This is a genomic window from Pantoea sp. DY-5, assembly GCF_019795955.1.
Classification (GTDB): Bacteria; Pseudomonadota; Gammaproteobacteria; order Enterobacterales; family Enterobacteriaceae; genus Pantoea; species Pantoea leporis.
Genome location: NZ_JAIMIE010000005.1, coordinates 59,627 through 76,830 on the forward strand (window position 1 = coordinate 59,627; position 17,204 = coordinate 76,830).

Sequence of the window (17,204 nt, forward strand, 5' to 3'; positions counted from 1 at the left end):
GGCTCCTTACAACCGCGCGCGTTGTTGCCCGCGCATGGCCACTTTTTCCACATAGCGGAAAACAAAATCGGAACAGGTGGTGATGATCAGGTAGATCACCGCGCCAACGCTGTAGAAGAAGAACGGCATTTGCGTCGAGTTGGAGGCGGTGGAGATCTGGTTCATGGTTTCCACCAAACCGGTGACCGAAACCAGCGCCGACTCCTTGATCACCGATTGCCACTGATTGCCCATGCCCGGCAGCGCGGTTTTCAGCGCCTGCGGCACAATCATGCGGCGGAACAGCATCAAACGGCCCATGCCCGTTACCGTTGCAGCTTCCAGCGTGCCTTTCGGGATTGCATAGAACGCACCGCGGAACACGCTACTTTGATATGCGCCGGAGATCAGGCCGATGGCAATCGCGCCGGCGACAAAGCCGTTCACATCAAACGGTCCTTGCAGGCCTAGACTTTCCCCGACAAACGACACCACCTGACGTCCACCAAAATAGAACAGGTAGATCACTAGCAGCTCCGGCACACCACGAAACAGCGTGATGTAGCCGTTGGCGAGGCGCTGCTGCCAGCGCCTTCCACCAATCTGCATCCAACACAACAGGCTGCCGAGGATTGCGCCCAGCAGCCATGCACACAATGAAACGGTGACGGTCACCGTGGCGGCGTTAAGCAACACGCCGCCCCAACCTTCGTCACCAAAACCTAAGATTTGCCAATCAATAGCCATAAGCGCCTGGAATTACTCTTTAGGTGCGACGTTTTCGCCGAACCATTTTTCAGACAGCTGCTTCAGCGTGCCATCTTTGATCATTGAATTTAACGCGCTATCCAGCGCCTCTTTCAGCTCCGGATTGTTTTTCTGAATCGCAATGGCGGAACCCTGGCCCAGCACGCCGCCCGAGAAACCGTAACCGGTGCTGTTCACCGTATCCGCATGCTTTTTCACATAGGCATTCAGGTTGGTGCGTGACGCCATCACCGCATCAACGCGGCCGTTCAGCAGATCGGCGAAGGTTTCCGGACCGGCCTGATACGTGCGAATGGTTGCCACATCCGCCAGATATTTGTTGAGGAAGTCCGCCTGAATGGTGGCAACCTGCACCGCGATGGTTTTGCCCTTGAATTTGGCTTTCAGCGCATCGATAGATTTGGTCATCGCGGCTTCGTCATCCGCCAGCACCACTTCGCCATTGCCGGGCAAGGTATCAACTGCGCTGCCCTTCAGGGTGACGAAACCTGAAACGCTGACGGTGTACTGGCGTGAGAAATCCACCACTTCTTCACGCTTCGGCGTGACGGTCACGGCATCGATCACCGCATCATATTTGCCGTCTACCAAACCCGGAATCATACCGGACCATTTCTGCGCCACGATTTCGTATTTGAAACCGGCTCGTTTAGCGATTTCAGCCACCATATCCGGCTCATAACCGACGATTTTGCCGTTCGGCGTAGATTGGTTAAACGGCGGATAAGCGGCCTCAGTGGCGAATTTCAGCGTGCCAAAATCTTTTGCCTGCACCAGAGCAGAAGAGGCAATCAGCAGCATGCCCACAGAAGCGGTAAACAGTCCTTTACGCATCATCATAAAACCTCGAAGTTCGTTATTTTGAGAGTAAATCAATGGCTAAACGGGCTAATGCCTGCGTGCCGGCATGGATACTGCGCTCGTCGGGTTGGTAATCCGAATTGTGCAGATGGTCGTCGCGTCCCGGTGCGCCGGATCCAATGTGGATCTGGCAACCGGGAGCGCGCTCGGTAAACAGCGAGAAATCTTCGGCGCCAAAGCTGGCGCTCGGTTTGGCGATAATCGCTTTACCAAACTGATGCGACAAAATCGGTTCCAGCGCATCAATCAGCGCATCGTCGTTCATCAACGGCGGTACACCGCGCTGATAATTCACCTCAACGCGCACATTCAGCGACAGCGCGACGCCCGCGCAGATACGTTTAAACGCGTCTTCGATATGCGCACGCGCCGCCGGTGATTTGGCGCGTACCGTGCCCTGAATCAGGCAGCTATCGGAAATGATGTTGTGCGTGCTGCCGCCATGAATGTGGCCGATGGTTAGCACCGCCGAGTTGGCGGGATCGAGCTCGCGCGAAATAATGGTTTGCAGCTGGCTGACCAGATTGACAGCGGCAATGATCGGATCGGTTCCAATGTGCGGACGGGCGGCGTGCGTTGATTTACCGTGCACCACCACATCAAACTCATCGCTGGAAGCGGTGCTGGCGCCGCGCGTTAAGCCGATTTCACCGGCGGCCAGTTCTGGTTTGTTGTGCAGCGTGATGGCCAGATCGACGCCATCTGCCGCGCCATCAGCGATCATCGCTTCGGCCCCGCTATCGGGCGTCTCTTCCGCAGGCTGGAAAATCAAACGCAAGGTGCCATGCAGCTGCGCGCGGTAGTGCGGCACAATCGCCGCCACGCCGAGCAGCGTCGCGGTGTGAATATCGTGACCGCAGGCGTGCATTTTGCCGGGATACTGGCTGCTGAAAGGCAAGCCGGTTTGTTCGTGGATTGGCAACGCATCCATATCTGCGCGTAACAGCACGGTTTTACCGGGATGCGCGCCGACAATATCTACCATCACGCCGGTTCTGCCGACGCCGGTTTTCGGCGTCAGACTCAGGCGCAGCAGTTCCTGCTCAACGATGTGGGCGGTGCGAACGGTGTCAAAACCCAGCTCCGGATGCGCGTGAATGTCACGGCGGATGGCGATGAGATGCGCCTGCATGCTTTCGCTTTTGGCGCTGATGTCCCTGGCTAAAACATCTTTATGGTCGGTCATATGCAATGATCTTTTTCAGGCGCGAGCCTGGCCTTAATGGCATTTTTATTAAAATTGACTCCGTATTTATTCACAGCATCCGACAGAATGCAACGCGCAATCTGTTGCTTTACTTGCTGAATTTTCGCGATATTTTGCTAATTCACTGCCTTTACAGGATAAAACCCCACGTCTGCATTATTAAGCAGTTATAACATTCATGATCCTGTGCGGATCATCAGTTTTACTGATTTCGTTGCTGAACAAATATCAGCCGCTAACCTGCGCTAAAAGCCAATCGCGCACCGCCATCACTGGCGCTTGCTCGCGCGGACGGCGCGGCCACACCAGATACCAACCGGCATCCATCATCATTTGCTGCGTAAACGCCGGCACCAAACGTCCGCTGGCCAGATCGTTCTGCACGAAATGCGGGCTGGTAAGCGCAATGCCCTGCCCGCTGATCGCCGCTTCCAATGCCAGCGCGGTTTGATTGAAACGCAGGTGATGCTGATGATGCAGCGATAAATTCGGGAAGGTAAACGCGAGAAATGCTGGCCACAGATGGTGACCATCGTGCAACAAGGCGTAGCGCTGACAGTTGTCGCTTGCAGCCGGAGCGCCAAGCTCGGCTAACAGCGCAGGACTCACCACCGCTAAGACCGTTTGGCTAAACAGCAAAGTGGCATCCAGACCCGCGCCAAACGGCGGCCTGCCGTAGCGCACTGCTAAATCAACGCCTTCATGATGAAACTGCACCAGCCGCTCAGAAGCCAACACGCGCAGATCGATATCCGGCCACGCGGCGGTAAAACCCGGTAAGCGCGGCAGCATCCAGCGGCTGGCAAAGGTGGGCGTTACGCTCAACGTTAAGCGATTCGGTTCCGGACGCAGCGTGCGCGTGGCTTCATCGATCAGTTCAAACGCCTGACGAATACTGACTGCATAACCTGCACCCGCGCCGGTCAGCGCCAGCGTGCGCGGCAATCGATCAAACAATTTCAACCCAAGGCTGGCTTCCAGACCGCGAATTTGCTGCGCCACCGCACCCTGCGTCACACCTAACTCTTCCGCCGCCAGGCGAAAATTCAAATGGCGCGTCACCGCTTCAAACACTTTCAACGCATTAAGCGGCGGCAGCTCGCTGAATCCCTGGCTCATCCTGTAGTTTTCCTATCGTCAATTGGCAAACAGACTGACTCTCTGCTGCCGAAATTACCTTTTATACTGGATTTAATCGATTTTTAATTAACAGGAAGATCAATAATGACAGTAGAAAAAGTGGCAGTAATCGTCGCCGGTGGCAGCGGCATGGGTGCAGCAGCAGCGGAGAAACTGGCGAGCAACGGCTTCAAAGTGGCAATCCTCTCTTCATCCGGCAAAGGTGAAGCGCTGGCGGAGCGACTCGGCGGTTTAGGAGTAACAGGATCCAATCAATCCGTTGATGATTTGCAGAAGCTGGTAGATCAAACGCTGGCGCGCTGGGGACGCATTGATGTGCTGGTGAACAGCGCCGGTCATGGTCCGCGCGCGCCAATTCTTGAGTTAACCGACGCGCAATGGCAGCTCGGCATGGAAACCTACTTTTTGAATGTGGTGCGCGCCACGCGTCTGGTGACGCCAATCATGCAGAAACAGGGCGGCGGCAGCATTATCAATATCTCGTCGGCGTGGACCTTTGAGCCAACCGATATGTTCCCGACCTCAGCGGTGTTCCGCGCCGGCCTGGCATCCTTCACCAAAATCTTCGCTGATACCTACGCGACCGATAACATTCGCATCAACAATGTGCTGCCTGGCTGGATCGACAGCTTGCCGAAAACCGATGAACGCCGGGATAGCGTGCCACTACAGCGTTACGGCACGTCTGAAGAAGTGGCGGCAACTATCGCCTTTCTCGCGTCGCCCGGCGCGGCCTATATTACCGCTCAGAATATTCGCGTTGATGGTGGCGTGACGCGAAGCGTGTAATGAGGAATTTCCTTCTGTTAAGCCATGAATAGTTTCCTGATGTTCATGGCTTTTTGTATTACTACCGTTTATTTATCAAGCAAAAAACAAGACCGGTCTTGTCGATTTTCATCCTCAAAAAAAGCCAGAATGTTCTTATTCGCTGACAGAATTTTCCTGCTTCAGCTCATTTAATTATGAACATTTTAATTTGAGGTCACTATGCAATCGATTCTACGTGCTCGTATGTCTACTCTTTTCACCGCACAACGCCACCAGGTTTGGCAATTGATGTTTACCGGCTGTGCGGTATTCTGGATTTTTATGGTCGTCGCCATCATGAGCATTCGCTAAGTTAATGCGCCTGTAATCGGCCGGACAGCTGCTCCGGCGGTAACAACTCAAACGCCCGCTTCATCTCCCGCGCCTCTTCTGCCGGACTACGACCAAACATTCGTTTGAACTCACGATTAAACTGCGAATCACTTTCATAGCCGACGCGAGCTGCTGCGCCAGCGGCGGTGAGATTGTCGCGGATCATCATTAAGCGCGCCTGATGCAACCGCAGCGATTTTAAATATTGAATCGGTGAGGTTTGCGTCACGGTTTTAAAATGCAGATGGAAGCGCGGCACGCTCATCCCGGCTTCATTCGCCAGATGCGGTACATCCAGCGGCTGACGCCAGTCGGCATGGATGCGCTGCAAAGCCCGCGCGATACGACCAAAATGGCCTTGATAAGTTAACGCCGCACGCACAGCGCCGCCCTGCTCGCCCATCAATATGCGAAAACAGATCTCTTCGACGCGCGCCGGCCCCAACACTTTGGCTTCAAGGGGATCGCTCAACGCTTCCAGTAAACGCAGCGTGCTCTCCGCTAGCGTTTCGTTGATCGGTGTGGAGATAATGCCAGCCGGCGCATCGAATACCGCCGTTTCACTGCTGGCCAGTTGCGCCACCAGCCGCGCCACCATGGCAACATCCAGACGAATCGCGATGCCCAGCAGCGGCTCTTCTGATGTGGCTTCCGTCTCAGCAGAAAACGGCAGCGGCACTGACAACACCAGATAGTGCTGCGAATCATAGCGATACATTTTGTCGGCGAGGAAAGCTCGTTTCGATCCCTGGCAAATAATAATGATGCTCGGCTCATACAGCACCGGCGTGCGCGCCCACAGCCGATCGGCACGCATAAAGCGCACACTATCAAGCAGTGATTCTGTATAGCCTTCCTGACGCGCCAGCTGGCTAAGTAAGGCGCGGGTGCGCTGTTGTACGGATTGCGACATGAGTGATTTCCGCTGAGAGATTCAGGCAAAGCATAGCCATCAAGCTGCTGTTTGCACAATGCACACGAGAGGATCAGGCAAAGATGCGCCACAATCCGGTCTGTTGCGCGTTGCATGATTTATCAACAATAGCCTCGTCAACTCAACGAGGAATGCATCATGAACACAGCGAAGAAAGTGATTATTTTGACGGGTGCCAGCAGCGGCATTGGCGAAGGCATTGCACGTTATCTGGCTCAGCAAGGTCATCAACTGGTGCTCGGCGCGCGCCGCACCAATCGTCTGCAGGCGTTGTGTGATGAGCTGCGCTTTGGCGGCGCGAGTGTAGATTATCTTGCCACCGATGTGACAAAGCGCGCCGATACCCAGCAGCTGGTCGATTTTGCACGGGAGAAATATGGCCGTATTGATGTGATGATCAACAATGCGGGCGTAATGCCGCTGTCGCCCATGAGCTCAATGAAAGTCGATGAATGGGATCTGATGCTGGACGTCAATATTCGCGGCGTGCTGTATGGCATTGCGGCGGTGCTGCCGACCATGCAGGCGCAGCAGTTTGGTCACATTATCAATATCGCCTCGGTTGGCGCGCTAACCGTTTCGCCGACCGCCGCCGTTTACTGCGCGACTAAATTCGCCGTACGCGCCATTTCCGATGGCCTGCGTCAGGAGTCGCAACATCTGCGGGTTACGGTGATCAATCCTGGCGTAGTCGAATCTGAACTGGCAGATACCATCAGCGATAGCACCGCGCGTGAAGCGATGAAGAGCTATCGCCAGATTGCGCTCCAGCCAGAAGCTATTGCCAAAGCGGTGAGTTGGGCCATCGATCAGCCTGGCGAGGTGGACACCAGTGAAATCACGGTGCGCCCTACTGCCAGCGCACATTAAGCGGTAAAAACAGTGGCGATTTCAGGCTGAAATCGCCAGCTTTTATCAATCGCGCTTGAGCCGCGCTGCGGCACTTTCGGTCGCCGCACGGCGCCGAGAAATAAAATCCTGCATCTGGCTTTTTGCCTCAGCCAAACGTTGCGGCAAGGCGCTGCGTGGCGAACCTGAATGGAATGGCGGCGCCGGATCGTACTCCATCTGCAGCTGGATGTTTTCCGCGATTTCACGTCCAAGCAGCTCTTCCGCTATGGTTAAAGCGAAATCAATGCCCGAAGTGACGCCCGCGCCAGTGATGCGGTTGCGGTCGCGCACCACGCGTTCCGCCACCGGCGTGGCACCGAGCAGGCTCAGTTGATCAAGCGAACCCCAATGCGACGTTGCGCGATATCCCTGCAACAATCCCGCAGCACCTAACACCAGCGAACCGGTACACACCGAAGTCACCCACTTTGCGTTCTCCGCCATGCGACGGACAAAATCCAGCGTTTCGTCATCATCCATTAGCGCAATTTGTCCGGGACCGCCGGGAATGCAGATCAAATCGAGTTGCGGGCAATCGTTAAAGGTCACGGTGGGTACGATCGCCAGCCCTCGATCCGACATCACCGGCTGGCGATCTTTCCAAATCAGATAGTTGTTAACGTTGGGCATGCGGGCAAATACTTCCCATGGACCGGTTAGATCGAGTTGCGTGAGGTTGGGGAACAGCAGCAGACCAATATTAAAAGACATCTTTCGCTCCGGGTTGCAGCAAGTTGTTCAAAAAAATGCAGGCATTTAACGGTTATAACCAACCGGCCTTTTTCAGCCGCCACCACATCACGCAGCAGATGACGACGGTTATGCCCACCACCGCGGGATAGCCAAAGTGCGTGTGCAACTCCGGCATATCGGGGAAGTTCATGCCGTACATGCTGAATATAATGGTGGGCACAATCAGGATCGCCCCCCAACCGGCGAGCTTTTTATTCACTTCGCTTTGCTGCACGGACACCAGCGCTAGATTGACCTGCATCGCGCTGGTGAGCATTTCACGCATATCTTCCGCATCGATCATCACATGATGCGCGTGGTCCTGCACGTCACGCAGGTAGGCGCGCAGATTTTTTGGAATGATATCTTCATGGAAGCGCACCAGCTGCTGACAGATTTCGGTCACCGGCAGCGCGGCGTTACGCAGCGCCAGCAGTTCACGGCGCAGGTGATAAACGTTTTGCAGCGCGTCGCTGTCAAAACGCGTGGTGAACATGCCCTGTTCCAGCCCGCTAATGCGATCGTTGAGTGATTCGGTGATTTTGCTATAGTTATCAACGATGAAATCGAGGATGCAATAGAGCGCATAACCCGGACCTTCACACAGTAATGCGTGGTTCTTTTCGGCTTTGGTGCGGATGTCTGCATAGCCTTCCGATGATCCGTGACGCACGGTAATCAGGAAATTTTTGCCGAGAAAGAAGTGGGTTTCGCCGAAGGTGATGCGCTGCAAATCGTCCATGTGGGCGGTTTTTACCACGATAAATACCGAATCGCCGTACTGCTCGATCTTCGGTCGCTGATGCGCCACCAGCGCATCTTCAATCGCCAGTTCGTGCAGGCTGAACTCCTGCTGCAGCGTCTGCATAAAGGCCGGTTCGGGTTGATACAAACCCATCCAGACGAAGGATTTATCCTCTTTTAATACTTCACTAATATCGGCGATGTCGACATGCTCTTCGCGCTTGCCGTGGCGATACGCTACGCAGTTAATGACCATATTCGCGCCGTCCTTGTTGTTTGCACTCTTTTTCATTTTAGCCTTAAAGATTACGTACCATTTCGACGCAAGGAAGATCGGCTTGCGCCAGCGCCGAGGGATAAAGCGCTTCACGCACCACACGAAAACCGTGGCGCTGATAGAAGCTACTGGCGTTGGGCGTGGCGGCGAGCGTCAATTGAGTAAAACCACGCTGACACGCTTCATCGATAATTGCCTGCATGATGGCGCTGGCATAACCTTTGCCATTACAGGCCGGCAGCGTAAAGATCGCTTCAACGCTGCCGCTGTGCAGATCAAGAAATCCGGTCGCAGCCACGCCATATTCAGCATCCTCGACCACATAAAACGGATTGCTTTTTACCGCCTCAAAGTAGCCAGACGGCAACGCATCGGGCGTCCATGCGGCGATCACATCAGCGGGATAAACGTTTTGGCAACCGTGGCGAATGGCAAGATTTCGGATGCGCCACAGCACGGCCGTTTCATCACAGCGGGCTAAACGCGGTTTCATACGTTTTCCTCTATGCTAGTAATCCGTGGAGTATCACAGTAACAAAACTCATCAGGAAGATAACGCCGAATCCGGCTACAAAAGGTTACGACAATGCAGCTCACTTCATCACGTTTATTTCTTCGTCCGGTTGCTCCAACCGATGTTCAGCGACTGTTTGCCATCTATGGCGATCCCGCTACCAATATGTTCAATCCGGCGGGTCCGTTTCCCGATTTAGCCTTTGCAGAGGAGGTGTTAAATCGCTGGCTGGCGCACTGGCAATCCTTTCCCTTTGGTAACTGGGCAATTTGCCTGCGGGAACAGCCGGATGAGGTTATCGGATTTGGTGGTTTATCGGTGCGCGAGTTTGCTGGCAAGCCGGTAAACAATCTTGGCTATCGTCTGGCGAAAGAGGCGTGGGGAAAAGGTTTCGCCACCGAGTTTGCACGAAGGGTTATCGCTTATGGCTTCGATGAATGCCAGCTTCCGGTTATTGATGCGGCGGTGCGTCAGGATCATATAGCATCACAGCAGGTACTGGAAAAGGCGGGACTGCGCTGTTACGGCCAGGTTCACGATGTTCCGGGCGCGCCCGCCAGTTTGGTATATGAATTACGCGCGCAAACCTGGCGCGATCAGGGCACGCCGAAGTAACGTAGCAACGCGGTCATTAGCGCGGCACCGATAATCACCAGGATTAGCGGTGTGCGGCGCCAGGCCAGAAACACCGCAAACAGCACGCCGGCGATGCGCGCCACGCCGGCAAAATGCGTGCCTTCAAACAGCGCGGTGGTAACGGCCACCGCCAGCAGCAAAACGGTGGCAGCATCGGATAGCATATTGCGTGCGCGATCCGACATCTGCATGCGGCTGCCCAGGCGATAACCGGCGAAACGAACCGCATAAGTGCCTACCGCCAGCAGCGCGATGCCGCCAATGATCAGATTATTTTGCATTTTTACGCTCCCGCCAGCTCAGTAATCCCAGCAGTGAAAACAGCACCGGCATGCCCGCTGGCACAAACGGTGTCGCCAGCACAGACAGCGTGGTGCCCAGCGTCGCGGGGATCAGCGTACGACGCTGACGCAGCGCCGGGAATATCAGGGCAATCAGGATCGCCGGGAACACCGCATCCAAACCAATGGCCGAGACATCGGGAATAAAGCGGCCGATCACCGCACCGCCAATGACCGACAGCGGCCAGATGGTGAAAATACCTAAACCGCAAATCCAGTACGCGGCACGACGTTGCGCCAGCTTTGGCTGGGAAATACCAAACACCACGCTTTCATCGTTCATGATGTGGCATCCCAGCAGGCTGCGGCTGCCTTTGCCAACCAGATCTTTCACCGCAATACCAAACGGCAGATGCCGCGCGTTGACCAGCAAACCCGCCGCCGCTGCGGTCAACGGACTACCGCCGCCCGCCACAATGCCGATAAACAGGAATTCCGACGCGCCCGCCAGCACCAGCGTTGATAGTGCAATCGGCACCCACAGCGGAAACCCTTCCGCTGCCGCCAGCGAACCGTAAGAGAGCCCGACAATACCATCGGCCAGACAAACCAGGAAAATGGCTTTTATTACTCCGCGATCAAGCGGTACTGCACCCAGACGCATCACAATTTGATCTCATATCGAACAGGAAAGCCGTTATAATGAACGCGCCAGAATCGTTTTACAAGACGAACAAATCGTTCGATATAAAGAACAGGAGAAGGTTTGACCACGCCAATTGATATTATTGCTGTCGGATTACTGCGCGAACGTCAGCGCGCGGGGCTTTCACTGACAGAAGTGGCGCGTCGCGCCGGCATCGCCAAATCTACGCTGTCGCAACTCGAAGCGGGCAATGGCAATCCCAGCCTTGAAACGTTGTGGGCGCTGTGTGTGGCGCTAAACATTCCTTTCGCGCGTTTGATGGAGCCGGAAGTGAAGCGATTGCAGGTGATTCGCCGTGGCGAAGGCATGATCGTCTCAGCGGAGATGGCGGATTATCAGGCGGCATTGCTGGCAAGCTGCCCGCCCGGCGGACGCCGCGATCTCTATCTGGTCACCAGCCAACCGGGCGCGCCGCGTGAATCAAAACCGCATCCGCCGGGCTCGGTGGAACATGTGATCATCGCGCGTGGCCGTGCGTTGGTGGGGCCGCGCGATGCGCCGGTCGAACTGCATCCAGGCGACTACATTTGCTATCCCGCCGACGAACCTCATGTGTTCGAGGCTTTAGAGGCGGATACTATGGCGGTGCAATTATCGGAGCAGAATTGAGCGTGAGTTAGGCCAGGTCGCCATGAATGGCGACCCTACGGCACAGAAGGTTAGCCATCAGAATTTCCTATTATTAAATCCTATGATTCGCGTGCGGCGCGGTGGCATGCTGTGATCTTCTCCGCTATGAATCAGGAACATATGGACATTATTCCCGCCCGACCTCATCACGCCCCTGCCATTCAGAAAATCTACGCCTGGCATGTGCTGCACGGTACCGCGACCTTTGAAACTGAACCCCCTTCGGCGAGCGAAATGCAGAATCGCGTGCAGGATGTGCAGCAGCGCGGCGGTTTTTGGCTGGTGGCGCAGGAGGATGATCAGGTGTTGGGTTATTGCTATCTGGCGCCGTATCGCCCGCGCTATGCCTATCGCTTTACGCTGGAGGATTCGATTTACCTCGATCAGCAGCAAACCGGCAGAGGCATTGGTCGCGCACTGTTGCAAAAAGCCATTGCGCTGGCAGAAGCGGCGGGATTTCGCCAAATCATCGCGATTGTTGGCGATAGCGCGAATGCCGGATCGCTGGGATTACATCGGGCGCTCGGTTTTGAGCACACCGGTGTAATGAAATCGGTGGGATTCAAACATGGCCGCTGGCTGGATACCGTAGTGATGCAGCGTTCACTCGGTCACGGCGACAGCCAGCCGCCAGAACGTTAAGCGACTGCCTCCATCGCGATCATACGATGCGTGGCCTTTTCCAGCAGATCGCGATCGTGGCTCACCAACAACACTGCGCATTGTTGCTCGCGCGCCAGCGAGGTGATGAGCTGGATGGTTTGCTGCTGCACCAGCGGATCCAGACGCGATGTAGGTTCATCGGCAAATAAAAATACCGGATCCAGCAGCATCACGCGTAACAGCGAGAAGCGCTGCAGCTCGCCGCCCGACAGTGAATCGGGACGACGCGTCAGCAGTTCTGGTGACAGCGCCAATCGCTCCATCAGCGCATCCCGCCGCGTGGAGGCGATGCGATGACGGCGCAACACATCGTTTAGGCTTTGCGCCAGCGTGCGGGTCGGTGGGAACAGCGCAGACGGATCCTGATAAATCTTCTGGTATTTCAGCCCATCGACCGCCGCATGCCGCGTCACCTTGCCATGCTGCGGCGTTAGCAGGCCGAGCAGCACATCGCCAAAGCTACTTTTACCGCTGCCGCTGGCACCGTGTAATCCAACGATTTCTCCGGCGTGCAGCCTGAAGTTTTGCGGCACGCCGAGCGATTTACCGCCGCGCTGCAAGCGGATGCCCTCAGCGCTCACCACCGGTTTACTGCCAATAACGGTTTGTTGCCGTGCAGGCCAGGCGGTGGGATCGGCGGCGATTAATTCACGCGTATAGCGCTGCTGCGGTTCATGTAACACCTGTTCCGCCCTGCCCTGCTCGATCACCTTGCCTTTATGCATCACGATCACCTCACCGCCCAACTGGCACGCCAGCGCGATGTCGTGGGTGATGGTGAGCAGTGTGCCGCCGTCGGCCACTTCCCGGCGCAGTAAGGCCGCTACCTCATCACGACGCGCCACATCCAGCCCTTTGGTGGGTTCATCGGCAATCAGTATCTCCGCGCCACCTGCTCGTGCGGCGGCAAAGGCGGCGCGCTGCGCCATCCCGCCGGAGAGTTGCCACGGAAAACGCGGCGCCGCGTCCTGTAAACCAAGCTGCTTTAAATCGCGCTGGGCCGACAGTGCGCTGGTGGATTTCGCGTTTCCGCGTACATAACGATAGCCTTCCGCAACCTGCTGCAGCACTGACATGGTGGGATCCAGCGACAGCCACGGCTCCTGCGGCAGCGACGCTAATGTGCGGCCCCATAATTCACGCAACAATTCGGCATCCTGTGGCAGAGTAAAACGCTGTTCGTTGATGATCAGCGTGCCGCTGGCCTGTAAATCGTCAGGCAAAATGCCCATGACCGCTTGTGCCAGCAGGCTTTTACCTGAACCGGTTTCACCCAGCAAGGTCAGCGGTTGTCCGGGCTGCAAGGTGAAATCAACCGGTTCCACCAGCGTGGCGCTGGCGGTTGTGACGCTGATGCCGATAACCTGTAATCCTTTCATTTACGCTCCTTTTTCATTAACAGATTCAGGCTGATCAACAGCAGAAACAGCGCGATTACCGGCTGCATTAGCAGCCACGGTGCTTCCCAGGCAAACGGCAGCAGTTCGGTCATCATCAAACCCAGTTCTGGCGTCGGCGGACGTACGCCGACGCTGATAAAGCCAAGCGCCGATACCGCCATGATGGCGCTGCTGAACGAGAACAGAGTCAACGTGGTTAATACCGGCGCTAACGCTGGCCACAGGTGTCGGCGGAAACGGTAGAACGCCGAAAAACCGAGCAACTTTGAGGCCTGCATGCCGGGTGCCTGCACAATCGGGCGCAGGGTTGCGCGCGTGACGCGGAAGAACTCCACCCACAGCACCAGCGAAATCCCCAGCCACAACATGCCGGGAGAATCCGGCGCAATCGCCGCTAACAGCAGCACCAGCAGCAATCCCGGCAGCGCCAGACACATATCGCCGAGCATGGTGAGCAGACGATCCAGCCAGCCGCCATACAGTGCGCTGAATACGCCAGCCAGCACGCCCGCAAACAACGCGCTCATCACACACAACGCCGCGAGACCCAGCGAAAGGCGCAACGCGGCACTAAGGCGCGGCAGCATGTCGCGACCAAGATGATCAAACCCGAGAAGATTGGCGCCGCTCGGCGCGTGCAGCATTTGCAGCAGATCCTGTTCCAGCGGATCGCCGTGATGAATCAGGGGCAGCAGGAAGGCGAAACCAAGCAGCAAGCACAACAGCAGCAGGCCGATAAGACGCGAAAATGAAATTGTCATGCGCGCGCTCCTCTGGGATCAAGCAGATGACAACCTGCATCCACCAGCATATTCAGCAGCACGAACAGCAGCCCGAGCGTCATGGCGCTGGCCTGAATCACCGGCACATCGCGGGCGAAGATGGCATGCACCAGCGCGTGACCAATGCCAGGCCAGGCAAACAGCGTTTCTACCACCACCACGCCTTCCACCAGCCAGACAAACTGCATGCCGAACCAGGTCAATACCGGCGATGCGAGGTTGCGCAATCCATGACGACGCAATAGCGTTGCGGGTGCTAATCCTTTCTGCGCGCCCCAGCGGTAATAGCCCGAGCTGACAACCTGATACGTGGCTTCACGCACCACGCGCACGCCCACCGCGGTTAACGACAATGCCAGCGTCAACGATGGCAACAGAAAATGACGCAGCTCGCCATGCCCGGCGCTGGGCAGCCAATCGAGCTGCAGCGCCAGCAGGACAATCAGCAGCATGCCCAGCGCAAAATGCGGCACCGATTTCAGCAGCGCGCTCAGCCAGAATAACGCGCGGTCGAGCTTGCCATTGGCGTGGCATCCTGCCCAAATGCCCAGCGGCAAGGTAAACAGAATCGTCAGGAAAAGCGATGAACCTGCCAGCGCCAGCGTTTGACTCAGCTGCCAGCGCAGTTCATCCATCACCGGTTCGCCGGAGACCAGCGAACGACCAAAGTTGAACTGCAGCAGATCGAATAGCCAGTGCAGCAACGCGCTGCCCTGCTGCAGCGAGTCACTTAGCTCCTGCTGCACCCGCGCCACCGCACTGGCATCCACCCGATCGTAGCCATAACGACCGCTGGCAATACGCCATGCCATATCGCCGGGCAAGGACTGCACCAAAAACCAGGTGAGTAGTCCCACCGCCAACACCACAAAAGCCGCCTGCGCTACGCGCCAGCCAAGTAGTTTGAACATCATTGCTCCCACTGCATCTGACGCAGACCAAAGTGGCGTTCAAACGGATCGAGCGTGACGTTTTTCAGCTTGCTGTTAATCGCGGCCGATTGCTGATACCAGGCAATCGGGATCACCGGCAGATCTTGCTGTAACGAGGCAGTGATCAGGTTACGTGCCTGCGCACGTTCTGCCGAGTCAGTGGATTGCGTTAAGGTGTGCAACGCCGCGCTAAAACCGGTCGGATGCCAGTTCATCGCGCCCCAGTCGCCGCCCTTTTCCGCATAATCCTGCAGTAACGTGCCGGTGGGATCAGGCGTGAGTGCAAAGTTGCGGGAAAACAGCGCCAGTTGTAGACGATTGCTGTGATGCTGCGCCGGAATTTCGCTGGCGTTGGTGGAGTTGATCTTCACTTCAATGCCGACTTTGCGCAGCTGCTGCTGGATAACCATCGCCATCAGCGGCAGTTCGGGACGATCGGGGAAGGTCAGCAGCGTCACACTAAAGCGCTGGCCGTTACGTGCTAACACGCCATCTGCACCCATTTTCCACCCCGCCGCCTGCAGTTGCTGTGCCGCCTGCTGCGGATTGAATTGCAACGGTTGCAGTGCGTTGTTGTGCCATTCACCCATATTTGGCGGGAATAACTGAGTGGCCGCGCCTGGATAACGCAATACCGCCATCGCCAGCGCGTTACGGTCAATCGCCATGCTGATCGCTGCACGCACCGGCTGTTCGGCTAACAGCGGATCGCCCGCATTCAGTTTTAGCATCAGTGTGCGCGGCACCGGAATGGCGGGCAGCTGCAGCGCTGGCTTGCGTGCTAAACGCTGACGGCTGGCAGCATCCAGGTTGAAGACGTAATCCGCGTCGCCGCTCTCCGCCAGCAAGGCGCGGGTTTCGGCGCGTCCGGAAGAGAGATAGCTGGCGGCCGCAATCGCCGGCTTTTCGCCCCAGTAATCTTCAAAACGTTTTACTGCCAGCGATTGCGGTGGCTGGAATGACGTCAGCATAAACGGGCCGCTGCCGATGATGCGGGTGATGTTGTCCTGCGCATCCCAGCTAGCCAACGCCAGAATCTGGGAACGGCTCTCTGCTAAAACCGAAAGCAGCGGCGTAAATGGTTCGCTCAAGGTGATGGTGACGCGTTGCCCTTCCCCGCTGATAGCGGTGATCGGCGTTTTATCCAGCAGACCCGCTTTGCTGCGCGCGGTGTTGAGTGATTTGACCACCGCGGCCGCATCCAATGGCGATCCATCATGGAAGCGCACGTTGGGACGCAAATTCAATTGCCATTGCAAACCATCTGCCGATACCTGCCAGCTTTGCGCCAGCGCCGGAATGGGCTCGGCGCGTTCGTTCACTTCCACCAGCGTTTCCACCACATCCATTCGCAACAAAATGTCGCCGGAGAGTGCGGGATCGGCGCCTTTGATTTCAAACGGTGCCGCAATGCGCACCGTTTTATCCTCATGTTCAGCCGCCATTGAGGCGTAAGAAGCCAGGCCTAACGCCGAAGCGATAAGCAAATTTTTCATTGATTTCATTAAGATTTCCGACTGAAGCCGCTACAAATTATGTGAGTTAATTACGTTATAACATAACAATACACATTTCAACACAGATTGCTGGCAAAGACGGGTAATTGACGCTGCGCGCAGTGCTTTTGCTGCGCTATGCTGAAAACCAACGTTTACTTTAAGGAGCAGCAGAGATGCCAGAAATCGTTGTGTATGCGGCAGAAGGTCGCACGATTGAGCAGAAAAAGAAGTTGTTGAGAGCCGTCACCGCGGCGGTGGCAGATTCGTTTGAGATCGATGCTAATTCAGTAACGGTTTCCATCATCGAAACGCCAAAACATCATAAGTCGAAAGGCGGCGTGCCGTTTGATGAGCGTTGAGTTCGGGTTCAGTCCGAGAAAAGCCCCTTTGGGGCTTTAATTGTTTTTAAAGCGATTATTCGTGATATCCATACTCATCGAATGCTTCGCGAACGTCGAAATGTCAGTATCATAGACGTTCTGCCG

20 protein-coding genes are annotated in these 17,204 nt (G+C 56.1%); 6 read left to right on the plus strand and 14 right to left on the minus strand.

The features are described 5' to 3' along the window. Positions 1-6: 6 nt before the first annotated feature. The 4 genes from K5Y30_RS16540 to K5Y30_RS16555 form a co-directional block, all read right to left on the minus strand. Positions 7-726: an ABC transporter permease gene (locus K5Y30_RS16540; protein WP_222183944.1), complete on the minus strand. Its 720-nt coding sequence runs from the start codon at positions 724-726 to the stop codon at positions 7-9. Between the two features lie 12 nt (positions 727-738). After that, positions 739-1,587: a transporter substrate-binding domain-containing protein gene (locus tag K5Y30_RS16545; protein ID WP_222183945.1), complete on the minus strand. Its 849-nt coding sequence runs from the start codon at positions 1,585-1,587 to the stop codon at positions 739-741. 16 nt (positions 1,588-1,603) lie between these two features. Continuing rightward, entirely contained in the window at positions 1,604-2,794 is a 1,191-nt protein-coding gene (locus K5Y30_RS16550; RefSeq protein ID WP_222183948.1) for a M20 family metallopeptidase, read from the minus strand. Positions 2,795-3,043: 249 nt separating this feature from the next. Continuing rightward, positions 3,044-3,934 carry a LysR substrate-binding domain-containing protein gene (locus K5Y30_RS16555; RefSeq protein ID WP_222183950.1) on the minus strand — a complete coding sequence of 297 codons (891 nt, stop codon included), beginning with the start codon at positions 3,932-3,934 and terminating at the stop codon, positions 3,044-3,046. Between the two features lie 105 nt (positions 3,935-4,039). On the opposite strand from K5Y30_RS16555, the gene K5Y30_RS16560 reads away from it, so the two are divergent. Further along, a complete protein-coding gene (locus tag K5Y30_RS16560; RefSeq protein WP_222183952.1) occupies positions 4,040-4,744 on the plus strand; it encodes an SDR family oxidoreductase in 705 nt (234 codons plus the stop codon). Between the two features lie 334 nt (positions 4,745-5,078). Here the strand turns inward: K5Y30_RS16560 and K5Y30_RS16565 are convergent, their stop codons facing one another. Further along, the gene (locus K5Y30_RS16565) at positions 5,079-6,011 is read right to left on the minus strand and encodes an AraC family transcriptional regulator (RefSeq protein WP_222212240.1); all 933 of its coding nucleotides are present in this window, start codon (positions 6,009-6,011) and stop codon (positions 5,079-5,081) included. Between the two features lie 159 nt (positions 6,012-6,170). Between K5Y30_RS16565 and K5Y30_RS16570 the strand changes: the two genes are divergently transcribed. Further along, positions 6,171-6,902 carry an SDR family oxidoreductase gene (locus K5Y30_RS16570; RefSeq protein ID WP_222183956.1) on the plus strand — a complete coding sequence of 244 codons (732 nt, stop codon included), beginning with the start codon at positions 6,171-6,173 and terminating at the stop codon, positions 6,900-6,902. A 45-nt stretch (positions 6,903-6,947) separates the two neighbouring features. Here the strand turns inward: K5Y30_RS16570 and K5Y30_RS16575 are convergent, their stop codons facing one another. From K5Y30_RS16575 to K5Y30_RS16585, 3 genes are read right to left on the minus strand one after another with little or no spacing between them, the layout of a single operon-like run. After that, on the minus strand, positions 6,948-7,634 hold the full coding sequence (locus K5Y30_RS16575; protein WP_222212242.1) for a DJ-1/PfpI family protein: 687 nt from the start codon (positions 7,632-7,634) through the stop codon (positions 6,948-6,950). Positions 7,635-7,686: 52 nt separating this feature from the next. Continuing rightward, entirely contained in the window at positions 7,687-8,655 is a 969-nt protein-coding gene (gene corA / locus K5Y30_RS16580; RefSeq protein ID WP_222212729.1) for a magnesium/cobalt transporter CorA, read from the minus strand. A 43-nt stretch (positions 8,656-8,698) separates the two neighbouring features. After that, the gene (locus K5Y30_RS16585; RefSeq protein ID WP_222212244.1) at positions 8,699-9,169 is read right to left on the minus strand and encodes a GNAT family N-acetyltransferase; all 471 of its coding nucleotides are present in this window, start codon (positions 9,167-9,169) and stop codon (positions 8,699-8,701) included. 93 nt (positions 9,170-9,262) lie between these two features. Between K5Y30_RS16585 and K5Y30_RS16590 the strand changes: the two genes are divergently transcribed. After that, positions 9,263-9,805 carry a GNAT family N-acetyltransferase gene (locus tag K5Y30_RS16590; RefSeq protein WP_222212246.1) on the plus strand — a complete coding sequence of 181 codons (543 nt, stop codon included), beginning with the start codon at positions 9,263-9,265 and terminating at the stop codon, positions 9,803-9,805. Here the strand turns inward: K5Y30_RS16590 and K5Y30_RS16595 are convergent. Together K5Y30_RS16595 and K5Y30_RS16600 are read right to left on the minus strand one after the other, a co-directional pair. After that, the gene (locus tag K5Y30_RS16595) at positions 9,787-10,107 is read right to left on the minus strand and encodes an AzlD domain-containing protein (protein WP_222212248.1); all 321 of its coding nucleotides are present in this window, start codon (positions 10,105-10,107) and stop codon (positions 9,787-9,789) included. The genes K5Y30_RS16590 and K5Y30_RS16595 overlap by 19 nt on opposite strands. Beyond that, complete coding sequence (locus K5Y30_RS16600; RefSeq protein WP_110867038.1) at positions 10,097-10,771, minus strand: AzlC family ABC transporter permease; 675 nt, start codon at positions 10,769-10,771, stop codon at positions 10,097-10,099. The genes K5Y30_RS16595 and K5Y30_RS16600 overlap by 11 nt, the downstream gene beginning before the upstream one ends. Positions 10,772-10,873: 102 nt before the next feature. On the opposite strand from K5Y30_RS16600, the gene K5Y30_RS16605 reads away from it, so the two are divergent. Then, a complete protein-coding gene (locus K5Y30_RS16605) occupies positions 10,874-11,422 on the plus strand; it encodes a helix-turn-helix domain-containing protein (RefSeq protein WP_222212250.1) in 549 nt (182 codons plus the stop codon). A gap of 141 nt (positions 11,423-11,563) precedes the next feature. Next, the gene (locus tag K5Y30_RS16610; RefSeq protein WP_222212252.1) at positions 11,564-12,085 is read left to right on the plus strand and encodes a GNAT family N-acetyltransferase; all 522 of its coding nucleotides are present in this window, start codon (positions 11,564-11,566) and stop codon (positions 12,083-12,085) included. On the opposite strand, the gene K5Y30_RS16615 is transcribed toward K5Y30_RS16610, so the two are convergent. The 4 genes from K5Y30_RS16615 to K5Y30_RS16630 are packed head-to-tail and all read right to left on the minus strand — an operon-like array spanning position 12,082 to position 16,725. Continuing rightward, positions 12,082-13,485, minus strand: coding sequence for an ABC transporter ATP-binding protein (locus K5Y30_RS16615; protein WP_222212254.1), 1,404 nt, complete (start codon positions 13,483-13,485; stop codon positions 12,082-12,084). The genes K5Y30_RS16610 and K5Y30_RS16615 overlap by 4 nt on opposite strands. Beyond that, positions 13,482-14,267, minus strand: coding sequence for an ABC transporter permease (locus K5Y30_RS16620; RefSeq protein ID WP_222212256.1), 786 nt, complete (start codon positions 14,265-14,267; stop codon positions 13,482-13,484). Before K5Y30_RS16620 ends, K5Y30_RS16615 begins: the two co-directional genes overlap by 4 nt. After that, entirely contained in the window at positions 14,264-15,199 is a 936-nt protein-coding gene (locus tag K5Y30_RS16625; protein ID WP_222212258.1) for an ABC transporter permease, read from the minus strand. Before K5Y30_RS16625 ends, K5Y30_RS16620 begins: the two co-directional genes overlap by 4 nt. Further along, positions 15,199-16,725 (minus strand): ABC transporter substrate-binding protein, encoded by a 1,527-nt coding sequence (locus K5Y30_RS16630; protein WP_222212260.1) that lies wholly within the window; start codon positions 16,723-16,725, stop codon positions 15,199-15,201. Before K5Y30_RS16630 ends, K5Y30_RS16625 begins: the two co-directional genes overlap by 1 nt. Positions 16,726-16,892: 167 nt before the next feature. On the opposite strand from K5Y30_RS16630, the gene K5Y30_RS16635 reads away from it, so the two are divergent. Further along, positions 16,893-17,078, plus strand: a complete 186-nt coding sequence (locus K5Y30_RS16635; protein WP_008109189.1) for a tautomerase family protein — start codon at positions 16,893-16,895, stop codon at positions 17,076-17,078. Positions 17,079-17,204 lie beyond the last annotated feature (126 nt).

What these genes read in the sequence shown, in the direction of transcription:
- K5Y30_RS16540 (WP_222183944.1), bottom strand. Translation starts at nt 726, where the DNA reads ATGGCTATTGATTGGCAAATCTTAGGTTTTGGTGACGAAGGTTGGGGC.
- K5Y30_RS16545 (WP_222183945.1), bottom strand. Translation starts at nt 1,587, where the DNA reads ATGATGATGCGTAAAGGACTGTTTACCGCTTCTGTGGGCATGCTGCTG.
- K5Y30_RS16550 (WP_222183948.1), bottom strand. Translation starts at nt 2,794, where the DNA reads ATGACCGACCATAAAGATGTTTTAGCCAGGGACATCAGCGCCAAAAGC.
- K5Y30_RS16555 (WP_222183950.1), bottom strand. Translation starts at nt 3,934, where the DNA reads ATGAGCCAGGGATTCAGCGAGCTGCCGCCGCTTAATGCGTTGAAAGTG.
- K5Y30_RS16560 (WP_222183952.1), top strand. Translation starts at nt 4,040, where the DNA reads ATGACAGTAGAAAAAGTGGCAGTAATCGTCGCCGGTGGCAGCGGCATG.
- K5Y30_RS16565 (WP_222212240.1), bottom strand. Translation starts at nt 6,011, where the DNA reads ATGTCGCAATCCGTACAACAGCGCACCCGCGCCTTACTTAGCCAGCTG.
- K5Y30_RS16570 (WP_222183956.1), top strand. Translation starts at nt 6,171, where the DNA reads ATGAACACAGCGAAGAAAGTGATTATTTTGACGGGTGCCAGCAGCGGC.
- K5Y30_RS16575 (WP_222212242.1), bottom strand. Translation starts at nt 7,634, where the DNA reads ATGTCTTTTAATATTGGTCTGCTGCTGTTCCCCAACCTCACGCAACTC.
- corA (WP_222212729.1), bottom strand. Translation starts at nt 8,655, where the DNA reads ATGGTCATTAACTGCGTAGCGTATCGCCACGGCAAGCGCGAAGAGCAT.
- K5Y30_RS16585 (WP_222212244.1), bottom strand. Translation starts at nt 9,169, where the DNA reads ATGAAACCGCGTTTAGCCCGCTGTGATGAAACGGCCGTGCTGTGGCGC.
- K5Y30_RS16590 (WP_222212246.1), top strand. Translation starts at nt 9,263, where the DNA reads ATGCAGCTCACTTCATCACGTTTATTTCTTCGTCCGGTTGCTCCAACC.
- K5Y30_RS16595 (WP_222212248.1), bottom strand. Translation starts at nt 10,107, where the DNA reads ATGCAAAATAATCTGATCATTGGCGGCATCGCGCTGCTGGCGGTAGGC.
- K5Y30_RS16600 (WP_110867038.1), bottom strand. Translation starts at nt 10,771, where the DNA reads ATGCGTCTGGGTGCAGTACCGCTTGATCGCGGAGTAATAAAAGCCATT.
- K5Y30_RS16610 (WP_222212252.1), top strand. Translation starts at nt 11,564, where the DNA reads ATGGACATTATTCCCGCCCGACCTCATCACGCCCCTGCCATTCAGAAA.
- K5Y30_RS16615 (WP_222212254.1), bottom strand. Translation starts at nt 13,485, where the DNA reads ATGAAAGGATTACAGGTTATCGGCATCAGCGTCACAACCGCCAGCGCC.
- K5Y30_RS16620 (WP_222212256.1), bottom strand. Translation starts at nt 14,267, where the DNA reads ATGACAATTTCATTTTCGCGTCTTATCGGCCTGCTGCTGTTGTGCTTG.
- K5Y30_RS16625 (WP_222212258.1), bottom strand. Translation starts at nt 15,199, where the DNA reads ATGTTCAAACTACTTGGCTGGCGCGTAGCGCAGGCGGCTTTTGTGGTG.
- K5Y30_RS16630 (WP_222212260.1), bottom strand. Translation starts at nt 16,725, where the DNA reads ATGAAATCAATGAAAAATTTGCTTATCGCTTCGGCGTTAGGCCTGGCT.
- K5Y30_RS16635 (WP_008109189.1), top strand. Translation starts at nt 16,893, where the DNA reads ATGCCAGAAATCGTTGTGTATGCGGCAGAAGGTCGCACGATTGAGCAG.